This is a genomic window from Telluria sp. GW821-FHT07G12, assembly GCF_059418525.1.
Window position 1 is genome coordinate 235,097 of sequence record NZ_JBWKQA010000007.1, and the last position, 15,940, is coordinate 251,036.

Genomic DNA, 15,940 nt, shown 5'->3' on the forward strand with positions numbered 1-15,940 from the left:
GGCTTTATTTTGGCCGTCAGTTCCCGAGCTGCCGCTGCAGCAGCTCCTTCGCCACCGCAAGCGCATTGGCCGATGGCGTCGCGACATCGGGCTTGACCCCTGAACCCTCCCAGTTCGTGAGGGTAATCGGGCTGATGCTGCGGCTGTTCGGGATGCCGGCATAAAAGTGCTCGCCGAGGCGATAAAACGCGACCGGATGGGCGCCGCCCCAGGTCGGCTCACCGATCACCGTGGCGCGCTTCAGGGCCTGCATCGTATAAGTGAAATCTTCGCCCGCTGACCCCGTGCCCGGACCGGCCAGAATGAGCACAGGCTTCTTGCCGCCATAGCGTCTGCCATCGAGTCTGTCTTCGGTCCAGAACTGTCTCGTCACGCCGGAATCGCGCGACCAGATGTCGTTCAGGCGGGTACGGCGGTCGACAAAATAGCTGACCAGGAGCGCCACCGATTCGGGCGATCCGCCGCGGTTGCCGCGGACATCGATGACCAGCGCATCGGTGTCCGCCAATCTGTCCATGGCGGAGGCGTACTTCGGCGCTACAAGAGAAGCAGCCGGAAATGAGGACAGCTGCAGGTAGCCGATGGCGGGACTCAGTCGATCGACCTTGTCGACGCCATAGTTGCGGTTGGGAACTCGCGCAGCCCCTGTGTAGGCGACCGCCTCGAAGGCGCGTCTGGATCGCATGGGCTTGAGGCTGAACTTGACCTTCATGTGCCGGTCGTGGGCCACGGAAGCCATATCGGCCGTGAGCTGTGCGGCAAACTGCTCGCCGTTCACCATCCTGTCATAGGCGCCATCACGCTGGCGCTTGCGCAGCAGCGTTTCGATCTGTCTTGCGGTATCGGGGAAAACGTAATGCTGGTTCAGCCCGGCAATCAGCTTGTCGATCGCCTCTGCACGCATCGGGCCGTCGACCACTACTTCGCTGGAAAACGGCCAGTAGCGCTCCGGCAGCGCGACAGCCGTGCCGATCAGCGCCAGGGAGAAAACGGACAATATGACCAAGAATTTTCTTTTCAATTCTTTTCTCCCGATGGCAGCCAGGCTGGACGTGTTACGCGAACGCCTTTAGCCTAGGCAATAGCGGCACGCCGGTCCAGTCGAATGCGCCGACCCGTGCATGTTCTGCGACCGGCCGGTCCGAGCTTCAGAGCGCCTCGACACGCCGCCTGAACACCCACTCCCGCTCCGTCGACGCCGCCTTGTCGAAGGCGTAGCCGTCCACGTCGAACTTCTTCAGCTTTGCCGGATCGGTAATCCCCTTCTCCGCCGCGTAGCGCGCCATCATCCCGCGCGCGCGCTTGGCGAAGAAAGAGATGATCTTGTACTTGCCGTTCTTCCAGTCCTCGAACACCGGCGTGATCACCGGCACATTTAGGAGCTTCGGCTTCACCGAGCGGAAGTATTCCTCCGACGCCAGGTTCACCAGCGCCGTCGCGCCGTTCGCGGCCAGCACCTCGTTCAGCGCGCCCGTCACCGTCTCGCCCCAAAAGGCGTACAAGTCCTTGCCGCGCGGATTGGCCAGCTTGGTGCCCATCTCGAGGCGATAGGGATGCATCTGGTCCAGCGGACGCAGCAGGCCATACAGGCCGGACAGGATGCGCACGTGGTCCTGCACATAGGCCAGCGCCTTCGGTTTCAGGCTACGCGCGTCCAGGCCCGTATAGACGTCGCCGTCGAAGGACATCACCGCCTGGCGCGCGTCGGAATGGTCCGGATGCCAGCTGGCGTAGCGGGTCACGTTCAGTACCGCCAGCGGGTCGGAAATGTCCATCAGCTCGCCGACCTGGGCCGGCGAGTAGTCCTTCAGCACCCGGATCAGTTCCGCGGCGCGGTCGATGAATTGCGGCGTGGTGCGTTGTTTGGTGGTCGGCGGCGAGTCGAGGTCGAGCGATTTGGCGGGCGAAAGTACGATCAGCATAGGTAGGAAACGTGTACAACCGGTAGAATTGCCGACATGATACCTGCTTCACAGAAACTCATCGTCATCGACACCAATGTTTGCCTCGACCTCTTCGTGTTCCGCGACCCACGCTGGGCCAGCCTGCTGGCTGCGCTCGAAAGCGGCGCGGTCGAGGCGGTAACGCGCTCCGATTGCCGCGACGAATACCGGATCGTCCTCCACTATTCCCATCTGCCGCTCGACGACAGCACCCGGCCGGACGCGGCCGCCCGCTTCGACGCCCTGATCCGCGTGGTGGCGCCCGACAGCCGCGCCGACCGCCTGCCGGTCTGCACCGACCGCGACGACCAGAAATTCCTGGAAATCGCGCGCGATGCCGGCGCCGCGATCCTCGTCACCAAGGACAAGGCCCTGCTCAAGCTGGCGAAGAAGACGGCCAAGGAAGGTCTGTTCCGCATCATGACGCCTGAGGCCTGGACCAAAGACGAAGCGCCCGGCGCGCTAGAATGAAGCCATCGAACAAGCCGTCATCACACCTATGCCAACTCCCGTTCTGAAATCGCGCCTGCCGGCCGTCGGCACCACCGTGTTCACCGTCATGTCCAACCTCGCCGCCGAGCACGGCGCGGTCAATCTCGGCCAGGGCTTTCCCGATTTCGGCTGCGACCCGCGCCTGCTGGACCTCGTCGACGAAGCCATGCGCGCCGGCCTGAACCAGTATCCGCCTATGCCCGGCGTGCCGGCCCTGCGCCAGGCGATCGCCGCCAAGATCCAGGCGCTGTACGGCCGCGCCTACGACGCCAACACCGAGATCACGGTCACGGCCGGCGCCACGCAGGCCCTGACCACGGCCATCCTGTGCGCCGTGCATCCGGGCGACGAAGTCATCGTCATCGAACCCGCCTACGACAGCTACCTGCCGACCGTGCAGCTGGCCGGCGGCGTGCCGGTGACGGTGTCGATGCGGGTCGACGAGAACGGCTACAGCGTGCCCTGGGATGAGATCGCGGCCGCGGTCACGCCGCGCACGCGCATGATCGTGATTAATACGCCGCACAACCCGACCGGCACCATCCTGCGCACCGCCGACCTGGACGCGCTGGCCGCGATCGTCGACGGGACCGACATCCTGATCCTGGCCGACGAGGTCTACGAACACATGGTCTACGACGGCCAGCGGCACGAATCCGTGAGCCGCGATCCGCGGCTGGCGGAGCGCGCCTTCGTCGTCTCCAGCTTCGGCAAGACCTACCACGTGACCGGCTGGAAGGTCGGCTACGTCGCTGCACCGGCGAGCTTGATGGCGGAGTTCCGCAAGGTCCACCAGTACAACGTGTTCACCGTGAACACGCCCATGCAGCACGGCCTGGCCGGCTGCATGCGCGACCCCGCGCCCTATCTGGATCTGCCGGCCTTCTACCAGCGCAAGCGCGACCTGTTCCGCGACGGGCTGGCGAACTCGCGCTTCACCTTGCTGCCGGCGGACGGGACTTATTTCCAGTGCGTGCGTTACGACGGGATTTCGGACCTGAGCGAATCCGAGTTCGCGCAATGGCTGACGCGCGAGGTGAAGGTGGCGGCGATCCCGGTGTCGGCGTTCTACAGCCGCGGCAAGGAATCGGGCATCGTGCGGTTTTGTTTTGCTAAGCAGGATGAGACTTTGCGGCTTGCGCTGGAGCGTTTGGCGAAGGTGTGAGCCGGAGCGCTGTTTCTGCCCGCAAGCTCGAAACGTCATTCCCGCGCAGGCGGGAATCCAGGTTCTGCGTGAGCAGTCGAAACGCAAGCAAACTTGGATCCCCGCCTGCGCGGGGATGACGTTTACGCGCTGCGGGTTACCGACGCCGTGACGAAGCTCAGCGGCCCAGCTGCTGCAAACGCCGCTCGACGAAGGCCTGCAATTCCGCGGACAGGCTGCCGCTGGCCCGCGCCCGCTGGAAGGCCTCCAGCGCTTCCGCATTGCGCTTCTCCGCCTGCAGCGACATACCAAGCCCCATCCACCACACGCCGTTGCCCGGCGACGCACGCAGCGCCGCCTGGTACTGCTCGGCTGCCTCGCGGTGGCGCTGTTCGCGCTGCAGGGCGCCGGCCAGGAAGGCGTGATAGTCGGCGTTGTTGCCCACGTAGGGCAGCGTGCGCGTGAGGGTGTCGACGCCGGAGGCGCCGCGTTCGATCTGCAGGCGCGCCAGCAGCATCGCCAGCGCCGGCTGGCGTGCATCGAGGGCCAGGGCGGTCTGCAGGTGGCGGATCGCTTCGTCGCCGCGCTTCGCTTCGATCAGCAGGCTGACCAGGGTCTGGCGCGCGGCTTCGTGGGCCGGGTCGAGCTTCAGCGCCTGTTCGAGCGCGGCGACGGCTTCCGTCATGCGGCCGTCCTGCAGCGCGTTCAGCGCGTGACGGTACTCGCCCTCGGCGCGCTGGGCGCCCGATTCCTGGCGGCCCTGGGCGCCGGCGGTGCTGGCGCTGCCCGCGCTGCGCTTGCCTTTGGCGGCGGCCCTGGCGCTGTCGGCGTCGGCGCCGGCCTTGGCGCGGCGTGCCGCCTTCAGCTCGCGCTCTTCGGCCAGCTTGCGGCGCTTCGCCTCGCGCTTCGATTCCTTCGATTGCTTCGGTTCCTTCAGCTCATGCGCGGCGGCCGCCGGCTTGATCTTGATGCCGGGCGTCTTCATGCGCGACTGCAGCTCGGCCATGATGGCCTGGCGTGCGGCGCGCGCTTCCTCGCTGTCCGGCTCGTAGCCGGCGACGCTCTTCGGTGCGGACGTTTCCTTGACCGCCGGCGCGTCGAACTTGTCCTTTACCTGCTGCTCGTGAACAGTCGCAGGCGCTGCCGCAACCGGTACTGGTGCAGGCAGCGGCTGTGGGGCGGCGCTGGTAGCCGGCCCCATGGTGATGCTGCTGCTCATGCCCTGCGCCGGCTTCGATACTACAGGCGCGGCCGCCGGCGCCGCCGTAACGGCTGCTGCTACCGGTTTGGCCGCAACGCGGCCTTGCTGATAATGCCCCCAGCCGTACCAGGCCAGCGCCACGGCCGCGCAGGCCATGCAAACGCCGCCGCCGGCCAGCGCAAGCGTGCGCCGGTCGAAGCGGTCCGCCAGCCGCTCGCGCTCGCGCGCCACCGGCCGAATCTGGGACTCGATGGACCCCGCGGCGGGAGTGCCGCGCGCGTCCAGGTCCTGGAGCATCTTGTTAATCAGGCTCATCGCAGGCTCATTATCGTGTCATCACCCAACCCAGGCTGGCGGCGGCGCCGGCCAGCAGTGCACCCAGAGCGGCCCAGGGCAGGATACGGCGGCCCTTGCCGCGGCCGGCACTGGTCGCCAGGGTATCGCGCGCGGCGGCGTTCACGTGCGCGCGCGTCACCGAATGGCCGCCTTGGCCGTAGCATAGCATCAAGGCCTTGTGGGCCAGCACATTCACCAGGCGCGGCACGCCGCCGCTGGCCTTGTACAGCTTCGCGATGGCGCCGGCCGAGAACAGGCGCGCACCGGCAAAGCCGGCCACGCGCAGGCGGTGCGCCACGTAGAAATCGAGGTCGTCGCGGCTCAGCGGGCCAAGGTGGTAGTGGAAGGTGATGCGCTGTGCCAGCTGGCGGATCGATTCCAGTTCCAGCTTGCGGTTCAGCTCCGGCTGGCCGAACAGGACGATCTGCAGCAGCTTGCGCTTTTCCGTTTCCAGGTTGGTCAGCAGGCGCAGTGCCTCCAGGCTTTCGACCGGAATCGCCTGGGCCTCATCGAGGCACAGCAGCACGCGCTTGCCCTGCCCGGCCAGCTCCAGCAGGCGTTCCGTGATGGACTTCAGCATGCGGTGCTGGTCGACGTCCTTGTCGAGCACGATCTCGAGTTCGTCCGCCAGCGCCAGCATCAGCGTGCGCGCTTCCAGGAAGGGATTCGGAATGTAGGCGGTAACGAAGCCATCGCCCAGGGTCGCCATGAACTTGCGGCACAACAGGGTCTTGCCGGTGCCGACTTCGCCCGTGATCTTGATGAAGCCTTCGCCGTTGCGCGCCGCCACCAGCAGCGTGTTCAGCGCTTCCTGCGAACGCGGGCTGCCGAAGAAGTAGCTGGTGTCCGGCGTGATCCCGAAGGGCGCCTCGCGCAGGCCGAAGTGTGCGTCGTACATCAGCGCATCCCTCGCGGCGCCAACTGCTCGATGCGGCGGCCGGCGTCGAGCAGGTCGTCGTTCCAGTTGTTGATGCCCTCGACGATGGTCGGCTTGATCAGCACCACCAGCTCGCGCTTCTGGTTCACGCGCTTCTTGGCGCCGAACAGGTTGCCCAGCACCGGCACGCTGCCCGCGCCCGGCACCTGCGAGTTGTCGGCGGTCGAGGACTGGCGCATCAGGCCGCCGATCGCCACTACCTGGCCGTTCGAGCCGCGCACGATGCTGTCCAGCTCCGAGGTGGCGGATGCCGCCAGCGGCAGATTCAGGTTGCCGGCCGAGCCCAGGCTCACGGCCTTGTTGACGGTCGAGACCTGGCTTACCGAAGGGTGCACGTGCAGCAGGATGTTGCCCTTCTCGTCGATCTGCGGGGTCACGTCCAGCACCACGCCCGAGAAGAAGGCCTGCAGGGTCACGCTCGGTGTGGTGGTGGTGCCGGCCGCGGTCGAGTTGGTGTTGGTGGTCACGCCGGTCACGAAGAACTCGTCGGTACCGATCTTCAGCACGGCCTTCTGGTTATTGACCGCAGCCACGCGCGGGCTGGAGAGCACGTGCACCGTGCCCTGGGTCTCGAGGAAGGAGATCAGGGCCGCGAAGTTGCTGGTCTGGACCGCCAGGCCGAACATCGAGCCGGCGGCGCCGGCGGCGTTCGACAGCGAGAAGCCGGAGCTGGCCGACAGGCCTGTGCTCGGGTCGCTGATGGCGGGCGGCTGGCCGCCGTTGAACGGGAGCGGCGTCAGGGTCGAACCGGGCGACAGCAAGCCACCCGACACGCGGTTGTCATGCCCGCTCTTGATCGAAGCGAAGGAAGCCCAGTTCACGCCGCTCTGGAAGCTGTCGTTCAGCTCGACCTCGAGGATCTTCGCTTCCAGGATCACCTGGCGGTCGACCGCCAGCTGGGTCGCTTTCAAATAAGCGTCGACGTTGCGCAGTTCGTCCGGCATGGCGCGGATCACGATCACGCCCGACTGCGGGCTGACCACCACGCTGCGCCCGCCCTCTTTCGAGCCGACGATGGCTTCAATGGAAGTCTTCAGGTCGCCCCAGAAGTCGGTGCTCGAGGTGGTGCTGACGTCGGTGCTCTCGACCTGGTTCTGGTTCTGGCCGTTGGCGCCGTTCTGGTTGTTCTGGTTGTTCTGGTTCGAACCCTGGCTGCCGTTCTGGCCATTCTGCCCGTTCTGGCCGTTCACGGCATTCGACACCGAGGTCGAGGACACACGCAGGTTCGACACGCCGCGGCGATTACCGACCAGGTAGTTCACGCGGAACATCTTGGTCTGCATGGTCAGCGGCTTGATCGAGATGCGGGTGCCCTCGATCTTGTAGTCGTAGCCGTACATCTCGCGCACCGCGTCCAGGGTCTCCTGCAGGGTCACGTCCTTCAGGTTGGCGGTAATGGAACCGCCGACGTCCGGATGCACCAGGATGTTGTAGCGGGTGCCGGCCACGATCGAACGGAAGAACTGCTGGGCCGGGACGTTGTTGAAGGAGACGTTGAAGCGCTCCTCCAGCGCCGGGCGCGCCTTCGGCAGCTGGGTGGCCAGGCTGGACGCCGGCGGCAGCAGCGCGTTGGCGACGGCATCGTCGACCGCCGGCGCGGCCGGTGCGCGGCCGGATGCGGCGGTGTTGACGTCGCGCTTGATCTGGTCGTAGGTGGTGGAGCTCGGGGCGGTCTGGCAGCCTGCCATCGTGAGCGCCGCCGCCAGTACCGTCAGGGAGAATATGTGTCGCATGGGTTCGTCCTCTTCTCGGGCTCTCAGCGCCGCGCCGGGGCGGTGGTGGCCGGCGTCCGCACCGGGGTCAGGCCGCGCGTGTCCTCGGCGTACAGGCGCAGTACCTGGCGCTCGGCGCCGCGCACCAGTTCGACCTCGTTGTCGCCGATGCGGGTCACGCGCGCGCCGTGGAACTGCTCGCCCAGGCGCACGGTCTCGCCGTCGATCACGGCCAGGTGGCGGCCGCCCGCCTCGCGCGCGACCAGGATGCTCTGCAGGCGCGGACCGGCGACAGCTGCCGTTGGTGCGGCGCTGGCGGCGATGGCGCCGGCCGGCGGCCGGGTCGGGTCCTGCAGCGTTGCAGCCTGCGCGCACGAAGCGGCGAACAGCACTGCGGCCAGCGCCGCGGCTTTGGTCAGGTTCACAGCTTCATCCATTTTTCGTCCAGGCTCAGGGTGTACAGGGTCAGGGTCAGGCGCACGCTCGGGTATTCCTCGACCTCGAGATTGGCCTTGCCCCAGAACAGCTGGGTCGGCAGGCTTTCCAGCGCGGTCATGTAGTCGACCATGTCGAGGTAGCTGCCGCGCACGGTGAGTTCGACCCCGTGGCGGAACAGCAGCTCGCGCTTGCCGCCGGTTTTCGGGGCAGCGGCGGCAGGCACGGGCGCGGCTTCGCTGGCCCCTGCGGCGGCGCCCTGCTTCGCGCCGATGCCGCTCAGCGGCTCCACCGGCAGCGTGCGCACCGACACCATCTTCAGACGGCCGTTGGCGCGCAGGATGGTTTCCAGCAGCGGCGCCACGCGCTCCGGCGCCACCAGGCCCTGCTGCATCGCGCGCAGGGTCTCGGTCAGCCGGCCGGATTCCTCGCGCACCGCCGCCAGCCGCGCGCGCACCGGCGCGTCCGGATCGGCTTCGGCTTCCTGCAGCTTCTGGGCGATCTGTTCGTTGATGCCGGCGATGTTGTTCTGCTGCTGCACGACCTGGCTGCGCAGCAGTTCCTGCTTGCGCAGCAGCGGCCCGATCATGCTGAACTGGGCGATGAAAATCAGCGCTGCGGCGGTCGCCACAAAGCTCATGATGCGTTCGCGCTGGCTCAGGGCGTCGATGCGCGCGGCGAGTTTCAGCCATTGCTGTTTCATGGCTTGTCCCCCGGATTTTTCTGCGGCGCCGACTGCAGGCTGAATTCGACGTAGGGCGCCGGCGCGCTGGTCTCCTTGCCGTCGCGGACCACCTTCAGCGCGGCGGCCTCGCCGATCTGCAGGCTGCCGACCGGCTTGCCCTGCATGACGCGCTCGTTGCGCAGGCGGCCCAGGAAGCCGGGCACCATCGCCGGGTCCATCGCGCGGCCGCGCACGCCGATATCGAGGCCGGCGCCTTCGATGCGCACGCCGGTCAGCCACAGGCCTTCGACGCTCTGCCGAGCCAGCGCGCGGAAGTATTCCGCATAGCCCTGGGTATCGCCCAATTCGCCGCGCTCGATCACGCCGGCCACTTCCTTCAGACCGGCCAGCTCGCCCTGGGCCAGGCCCAGTTCCTCGGCCAGGCGCGGGTCTTCCTTCTTCGGCGTGAACTCGGCCGTGACGCTGGCGAGCCGCTTCTGGGTCTTTTCCAGCTGGGCCGCGCCGCTGTCGGCCTGCACCTGCAGGCTGGCGACGCGCATTTTGGCGGCCACACCGACCGACACCAGGCCGAGCACCAGCACGCCGAGGGCGATCGCCATGGCATTCGCGGTGAAGACCTTTTTCTTCTGCAGGAAGTCCGGGTTGAAGAGGTTGATCTGCTGGCTCATGCCGCTCCCTCTTCCACGCGCAGGGCCGCGCCGATGGCGACGAAGAAGCGCTGCTGGCGCGCCGCGCCGTCGAGTTCCGGCATGCCGCCGAGGTCCAGCACCTCGCCCAGGTCGAGGGTCTCGACGCGGGTGTACAGGTTGCTCGACAGGTATTCCTGCAGGCCCGCCGCGCCGCTCGGCGCCAACACCAGCTTGGCCACGCTGATGAAGGAGAACTGTCGCTCGAAGTTGTCGAGGGAGCGCTGCAGCTCCAGGGTGATCTTGTCGAAGCTCTGGTGGCGGCGTTCCTGGTCGGCCTCCAGCAGCTGGGCCAGGGTCACGTCGATGCGGCGCGACAGGTACAGCTCGCCGCGCCAGGACACGGTCAGCAGGCCGCCGTCCTCGCCGAAGGACAGCATGGCGATGCCGCGGCCGTCCGGCTCCAGCATGGCCGACACGTTACGCTGGGCCATTTCGGGAATGTCGATGGTGCGCAGGCGGATCTTCGATTGCGTGAACAGCTTCTGGCGCGCCTGGATCACGCTGTTGCGCGCGGCAACCGCGAAGATGCTCTGCTGCGGGCGCACAGCGGCGTTCGGGTCGAGCGGGATGTCGAGGACGTCGTAGGTGGCCTGGTCGACCGGGAAGTCGAGGATGTCCTTCAGGCGCCAGCGCATCGCGGTCTTGAGTTCCTCGCGCGGTACATTGGGCGCTTCCACACTCATGAACTGGTAGTCGCCCCCGCCCAGCACCGTGGTGCAGCGGTAGTTCGCGCAATGCAGATCCTTGCCCGCCTTTTCGAGTGCGTCGACGCTGGCTGCGCCGGCAAAAAAGGAAGCGACCGTCATCACCGGCTTGCCCTCGGACGGACGGCGGATGCTGGCGGCGGCGATGCCGTCACGCTGGGGCACGATTGCGAGCCAGGCTCCTGTCTGTGATGCTTTCCTTAAAAAACGCATGCCGGGGCGGTCAACTTCCGTGAGTTTTGAGCTGTTTGCACTAGACCCTTGATTATATTCATCTTGTGCGAAAAGCCGATACCATTTTTTCACTCAGGAAAAATATTTCCGGTTGCCACCACAATTTGACTATCCAGCGTTGTCAATACACCTCACGCAAATAGATCAATGGACTCTTGTACAAACCGAATGTGGCGCGTGCTTGCGTGCTGGGCAACCATGGCGCTGCAGGGCTGCTGAGCGAGTAATCGACGCTGCCAACCGTACCTCGCGCCGGTGCTTGCAAGCTCAGAACGCCTTTCCCTTTGGCCAACCGGATCGGGACAGCTCCCGCAATCGTCAGTGGCGCAGCGGACTTGCAGGTTCCGATCTGATCTTGGGCATATGCCAGGCGGCAGCCTTTTGCGAGGGGCGTAATTGTGCTTGCGACCATGCTGCTGCTGTCGAAATCGCTGGTTAGCCAAGCGCTGCCGCTCCAGTACTGGGCAGTCAGTGGCACCGGCAGGCGCAACAGGTCCGAACCGAAAACGTTCGGCACAAACAGGCGGCCCGCAACGACCATCAAGCCGGCTTCGTATTGCGTGCCGGCTGCAGCCGTTGCCGGGGTCATCGAGGTCACGGTCGCCTTGACCGAAGAGGTGCCCGAACCGCGCAGCTCGTCCATCGCAGCGCGCAGATAAATCGGTGTCGGCGCCCCCCACGCACTAACAGCGCGGTTGGCGGGATCGTAGGGCGCACCAAGTCGCCAGGTGGCGCTGCCTTCCAGGTCCGGAAAATCGTTCGCCGACGCGGGCGGTGTCAATTCCGCCGTGGGGTCGGCCACGAAGGCGCCGACCGCCGGCGCCTGTGCCAGGTTTGGCGCCTTCGAAGCGGAAAGTGCCAAGGGACGCGCAAGATTCTGGAACAGCGCGAGCAGGGTTGGCGGTCCGTTAGTTGTTTTTGGCAGACCGTAGGCATGGACCGCGAAGTCGAAAGCCTGCATCGAATAAGTGCCGCCGTTGTCCACGGACAGTCCTGCGGCCGATGGACAACTCATTGAGGCGCTGCAGCTGAAATTTGGCGTCACATCGGTATCGAAATGGTCCGGATAGAAACGCCCCACCACGCGGGTACTCGCCACGAGGCGCGCGGCGCTGTCTGCGGCAGCATCGGAACCCCCAATCTGTCCGGTGCCAAGGTAATCAACCAGCCAGGGCGTGATGCCGAGCATGCCTGCTTCGAAATACCTTGCCTTGGCCTCGAACATGTTGGTCAAGCCCGCGACCGTGCTGAGCTTGAACGCCTGGTCGACCATGAAAGCATCAGGAACCTTGCTCGCGAGCACTCCGGTGGCCGCGATCGGTACTTTGGGCATGCCGGCAAGGTTGACCGCGAAAGTGTCCAGCCTGAAATCGAGATCAAGGCTATCAGGAGGCAAGACCTTGGCCAATGCGGCGGCTTCGGCGCCAAAGCTGGGCGCCCAGTTGCCGTCGGCCATGATAGCGCCTATACGCATCATGAAACCTTCACCCGACACGGCGAAGCCGAGATCGGGCTTGGCCCAGGCGGTGCTGCCCGACAGACCGCCCGGGTTCGAATAATTATCACTCGCCCGAAGTATGTCGCGGAAGCGTATGTCCAGTGGCTTGGAAATGAAGTTCACCGTGCCCATCACGCTTCCATAGACCTTCATCGACAGCGTGACGCGGCCCACGTCAGCATAGAAGAAAGGCGCCAGAGGACTATTATCCGTCAGCACGCCGGTTACCTTGTTTGCCGGCAGCTTTACGTTGACCGTTTTGGCACTGCCATCGCATTTGAAATTGGTAAGACCGGCATAGCTGATGGCTGCCGAGCTGTTCGGCAGGCAGCTGAAGCTTAGCTCGATCGGTACGGTATTGTCCTTGCTGTCCAGCGCGGTCGCGACCTGCACGCCGTTCTGGACCGTGACGGCAGTGATATAAATCTTGGTGTTGGTGTCCGCCGCGACGACTGGCCCGATGAACTTGTGACAACCAAGCTCGGACGGCAAGGTGACGATCTTGTCGCCGTTATTACAAGACTCTTTCGTAAACGCGACCGTCGCCGAGTTGTAGTCGACCGCGTTGCTCTGGTCGGTCGCCGTGTCGTTCTTGCTGTTGTCATCCCCTGTCTTGCCATACACGAGCGCCGAATTCGTATAGTTTGCGTTGGTGGTCGGCGTGACTGCGATAACGAGCGGGGTCATCTTGGCGTTCGGCGCGACCGGCCCGGCCTGGGTACAGGTCACCACGGTCTGGCCGTTGCTCTGGACGTTCGAGCAACTCCAGTTGGTGCCACTGGTGCCGACCAGCTTCAAGCCGGCCGGCAGGGTATCCACGATGGTCACAGGCCCGCGTTCGGCATCGATACCGACGTTCGTCACGGTCAAGGTATAGTCGGTCGAACTGCCGACGGTCAGGCTGCCGCTGCGCGACATCGACAGCGCCAGGTCGGCGTTCGCCACATACGGCATTGCGACCACTTCGGCACTCAGCAGGACCAAGTCCTGCCCCGAACGGTAGGTTGTGGTGGCGGTACTCTGACCCGGCTGGATGACCGGCGACTTCAGTGTATAGATATCGAAATCGACGCCATACGAGTTCTTGTCGCCAGTTACGTTACTGGCGGAGTTGAACTGGTTACCCTTCGCATTGATACTGTCCGTCAGCTCGTTACCGTTGAACAGGAGGTCTTCGCCCCCCTGCGACAGTGTAGAGTCGCCTTCCCAGGTTACATGTCCGATACGACCGGTTACCGCGGCTGGCAAGGGATTCGGCACCTTGAAGTCGCCGAGGTCGATGGCCAGGCTCGTGTATTGGAAATCCTGAAACCCTTCGTACAAGTTCAACATTCTGAACGGCTCACTCGACTCGGAGTACACGATGACGAGTGCAAATCCGCCCAAGACGCCCTGTACGTTGCACCACGGATTGCCGTTGTCGACTGCGAGGTTGTTGAACTTGTAGGTGCCGTTGCCTTTTTTCTTGACGATGTCAGTCACGTTGGCAGCACCGCTGAAGTACTTATAATTCGTGCCGTTGGCGGTGGCGGACGCAGTGTATTTGCGCGTCAGGGTCGTGCCGTCAGGCTTGACGATGCTGTCGGCCTTGACCGCGATGCCGTCCAGGCTGACCGTGTAATCTGCCGTAGCGCCCGAACCGGCCCAGTACAATTGTGCGCTCTCGATCGTCGCACCACTTGGAATCCCCGACACCGTACCGCTGACGGCGGTGCCGTCAGCCACGAGGGTACAAGCGTCGTTGCTGTTGTTCGACGTCCGCAGCACGGCTTCGGTGCCGGTAAAGTTGTAATTGCCGCGGAAGGTGGCGACCAAGGAGATCGGCGTGGCAGCCTGAGCTGGTAACACAGAACCGATGAGCATCAGGGTGAGCATGCACGCCAGTAAGCGCTTGCCGATGCATATCGTCATAGCTCTGCCTCCAGAGTACGGCGGACGGATTCGGCATTGTTCACGAGCGGGCAGGTGCCGGCGCTGTCGGGCATATTGCAGGCATCCGCGGTGACAAGGTAGCGGACCAGCGGCGCGGCGCCCTGGGCTGTACAGCTCACGTAAACCGTAAATGCCGAGAGTGACGAACCCGATGGCATCTTGAAAGAGGTCTTGATCGGCGCTGCAGACGTACACGCGCCGGCACGCGCCTTGTAAATGCCCCATTCCAGCCCGGCGCGAGCGGCCTGGTAAGCTTGGGCACCCAATAGATCAACGTTGGCACTGGCCTGCTGAGACGTATAGATACCAACCATGGCGACCCCAAGCCCCGCCAGCACAACCAGCAGGAAGATCGCCGTGACAATGCCTACCCCGGCCTCGCGCCGGATGCGGAGAAGACGGTTCATGGTGTGTTGTCCACGTGAATCTGGTGAACGAGGCGAATGGGCGTCTGGTCCTCGGTTCGGCCCCGTAGCGTGAGCGCAACGCGTACCAGCCCGGTGCGCTGGGATGCCGCAGTGCCATAGGAAAAGATCTGGTTGCAGCTGCTGAGACCGCTTGCAATCATGGCGCGGGCGGCACTAGCGGTTGGAACTGCCTGTGTCGACGCAATCGGATAGTTCCACGCCCGCCATAGTGCGAGGCGGCCGTCGCTGCCCGTCGCGCAGTAGAAACTGACCGGCCCCGAGACCACCTGGAAACGTTGTAAAGGCGAGGCGAGCGCCGTCTGCTGCCGTGCGAAAGGATTGCCGGCCAGCGTAATGGTACGGACCGGGAGGCCAAGCGCCGCATCGTTCACCGTCCGCGGCAGGGGATCGCTCGGCGCCGGGTTCAAGGCGCAGATGCGGGCGATGTTGCCTGCCGCGGTGACGGACGAAACCGCCGGGCACGCGGCCTTGTTGTTGGACTTGCCGACGTTACCTGCCGTATCGCCGGTACTGTCGAAATCGTAAGCATTCGCGGGCGATAAGCCGGAGCCGAGGTTATAAACGACGACGAAATCACCCACTTGAACGTTGGCAAAGCTGGCGGGCGGCGACAATGCGCTGAAGCTGGTGTCGGTCGTATCGTCGAAGCTCAGGATCTGGGTGGGGGCAACGCCATCCTCAGCCGCCAGGTAGCGTGCGCCCGAGCGGGTCTGCAAAAACTCGAGGTGGTCGCCGCCGCTGCTGACCCGGACGCTGTTCGGCAAAGCAAGGCGGATGTCGCGCGCGATACGGCGCAGCGCAAGGTCTGCCTGGTCGGTCAGCTCGGCGCGGTCGACCGTGTCGCGATAGTTGAGGATGGGGGCACGGATGAACACCGCAACGATGCCGCCGATGATGCCGATGATGGCGATCGTCATGATCGCCTCGACCAGGGTAAAGCCGCGGCTGCCGCGAGGAGGAACGATACGCCGTGTCATAAGTGGTTCGGCGCGTAGCGAACGCGGTAGCCGTCCAGCGTGATGGTCTCGTTATCGTACTTGACTTCGACGGTGATGCGCAGCACATCCGTATCCGCGGTATTGGCCGCATTCGGGGGACTCGCCAGCGCGTTGCCCATGCCGTTCAGCACAGCCGGCGCGATTTTCACGCGCGCCGTATAGCCGGTAACGTCTAGCGTGGCGCCATTTGCATCGGCCAGCGCGCCGCTACCGTTATTGAAGGCGCTGGTCCAGGTATCCGGCGCGCTGACGTAATCGTTCACGTTGTCGTAGGGCCTGCCCGATCCGGCCGGCTCGGGAGCCAGCTGGCCCCAACGCTCCGGGGCCGTGGTGCAAGCTGCGGTGGACGTGGTGCCTGTCTCGTCCGCCGCGACCGGATCGGCCGGGTCGCAATACGAGAACTTGGCCAGTTCTATCTCTTCCAGCAGGCCCTCGGCGATGATCAGCGCCTGCTTGCGCCGTACCGGGTCGACGCTGCCCCGGCTGGTCAGGTTCATGACCGCAATGATGCCGCCGATGGCGACACTCACAATCACGATGAACAGGATCAGTTCGATCATCGTGACACCGCG

15 protein-coding genes are annotated in these 15,940 nt (G+C 64.9%); 2 read left to right on the plus strand and 13 right to left on the minus strand.

Annotated elements, in window-relative coordinates:
• Nucleotides 1-16 precede the first annotated feature (16 nt).
• Nucleotides 17-1,021 (minus strand): S41 family peptidase, encoded by a 1,005-nt coding sequence (locus tag AC07PE_RS23350; protein ID WP_498769002.1) that lies wholly within the window; start codon nt 1,019-1,021, stop codon nt 17-19.
• Between the two features lie 127 nt (nt 1,022-1,148).
• Nucleotides 1,149-1,922 (minus strand): peroxide stress protein YaaA, encoded by a 774-nt coding sequence (gene yaaA / locus AC07PE_RS23355; RefSeq protein WP_498769004.1) that lies wholly within the window; start codon nt 1,920-1,922, stop codon nt 1,149-1,151.
• A 36-nt stretch (nt 1,923-1,958) separates the two neighbouring features.
• On the opposite strand from yaaA, the gene AC07PE_RS23360 reads away from it, so the two are divergent.
• Both AC07PE_RS23360 and AC07PE_RS23365 read left to right on the plus strand, forming a co-directional pair.
• Nucleotides 1,959-2,414 carry a putative toxin-antitoxin system toxin component, PIN family gene (locus tag AC07PE_RS23360; protein ID WP_498769007.1) on the plus strand — a complete coding sequence of 152 codons (456 nt, stop codon included), beginning with the start codon at nt 1,959-1,961 and terminating at the stop codon, nt 2,412-2,414.
• Nucleotides 2,415-2,442: 28 nt separating this feature from the next.
• Nucleotides 2,443-3,600, plus strand: coding sequence for a pyridoxal phosphate-dependent aminotransferase (locus tag AC07PE_RS23365; RefSeq protein WP_498769009.1), 1,158 nt, complete (start codon nt 2,443-2,445; stop codon nt 3,598-3,600).
• Nucleotides 3,601-3,757: 157 nt separating this feature from the next.
• Here AC07PE_RS23365 and AC07PE_RS23370 read toward each other — a convergent pair whose 3' ends face one another.
• From AC07PE_RS23370 to AC07PE_RS23420, 11 genes are all read right to left on the minus strand, one after another.
• Nucleotides 3,758-5,095 (minus strand): tetratricopeptide repeat protein, encoded by a 1,338-nt coding sequence (locus AC07PE_RS23370; protein WP_498769011.1) that lies wholly within the window; start codon nt 5,093-5,095, stop codon nt 3,758-3,760.
• 10 nt (nt 5,096-5,105) lie between these two features.
• Nucleotides 5,106-6,014, minus strand: a complete 909-nt coding sequence (locus tag AC07PE_RS23375; protein ID WP_498769013.1) for an ExeA family protein — start codon at nt 6,012-6,014, stop codon at nt 5,106-5,108.
• On the minus strand, nt 6,014-7,786 hold the full coding sequence (gene mshL / locus AC07PE_RS23380) for a pilus (MSHA type) biogenesis protein MshL (RefSeq protein ID WP_498769015.1): 1,773 nt from the start codon (nt 7,784-7,786) through the stop codon (nt 6,014-6,016). Before mshL ends, AC07PE_RS23375 begins: the two co-directional genes overlap by 1 nt.
• Nucleotides 7,787-7,809: 23 nt before the next feature.
• Nucleotides 7,810-8,190 carry a hypothetical protein gene (locus AC07PE_RS23385; protein WP_498769017.1) on the minus strand — a complete coding sequence of 127 codons (381 nt, stop codon included), beginning with the start codon at nt 8,188-8,190 and terminating at the stop codon, nt 7,810-7,812.
• Nucleotides 8,187-8,903, minus strand: coding sequence for a type II secretion system protein M (locus AC07PE_RS23390; protein ID WP_498769019.1), 717 nt, complete (start codon nt 8,901-8,903; stop codon nt 8,187-8,189). The genes AC07PE_RS23385 and AC07PE_RS23390 overlap by 4 nt, the downstream gene beginning before the upstream one ends.
• On the minus strand, nt 8,900-9,553 hold the full coding sequence (locus AC07PE_RS23395; RefSeq protein WP_498769021.1) for a hypothetical protein: 654 nt from the start codon (nt 9,551-9,553) through the stop codon (nt 8,900-8,902). The genes AC07PE_RS23390 and AC07PE_RS23395 overlap by 4 nt, the downstream gene beginning before the upstream one ends.
• Nucleotides 9,550-10,443 (minus strand): agglutinin biogenesis protein MshI, encoded by an 894-nt coding sequence (locus AC07PE_RS23400; protein ID WP_498769023.1) that lies wholly within the window; start codon nt 10,441-10,443, stop codon nt 9,550-9,552. Before AC07PE_RS23400 ends, AC07PE_RS23395 begins: the two co-directional genes overlap by 4 nt.
• A 190-nt stretch (nt 10,444-10,633) precedes the next feature.
• The gene (locus tag AC07PE_RS23405) at nt 10,634-13,885 is read right to left on the minus strand and encodes a hypothetical protein (protein ID WP_498769025.1); all 3,252 of its coding nucleotides are present in this window, start codon (nt 13,883-13,885) and stop codon (nt 10,634-10,636) included.
• 32 nt (nt 13,886-13,917) lie between these two features.
• Nucleotides 13,918-14,349 (minus strand): agglutinin biogenesis protein MshP, encoded by a 432-nt coding sequence (locus AC07PE_RS23410; RefSeq protein ID WP_498769028.1) that lies wholly within the window; start codon nt 14,347-14,349, stop codon nt 13,918-13,920.
• Nucleotides 14,346-15,347, minus strand: a complete 1,002-nt coding sequence (locus tag AC07PE_RS23415) for a prepilin-type N-terminal cleavage/methylation domain-containing protein (RefSeq protein WP_498769030.1) — start codon at nt 15,345-15,347, stop codon at nt 14,346-14,348. The genes AC07PE_RS23410 and AC07PE_RS23415 overlap by 4 nt, the downstream gene beginning before the upstream one ends.
• Entirely contained in the window at nt 15,344-15,928 is a 585-nt protein-coding gene (locus AC07PE_RS23420; RefSeq protein WP_498769032.1) for a type IV pilus modification PilV family protein, read from the minus strand. The genes AC07PE_RS23415 and AC07PE_RS23420 overlap by 4 nt, the downstream gene beginning before the upstream one ends.
• Nucleotides 15,929-15,940: the final 12 nt, after the last annotated feature.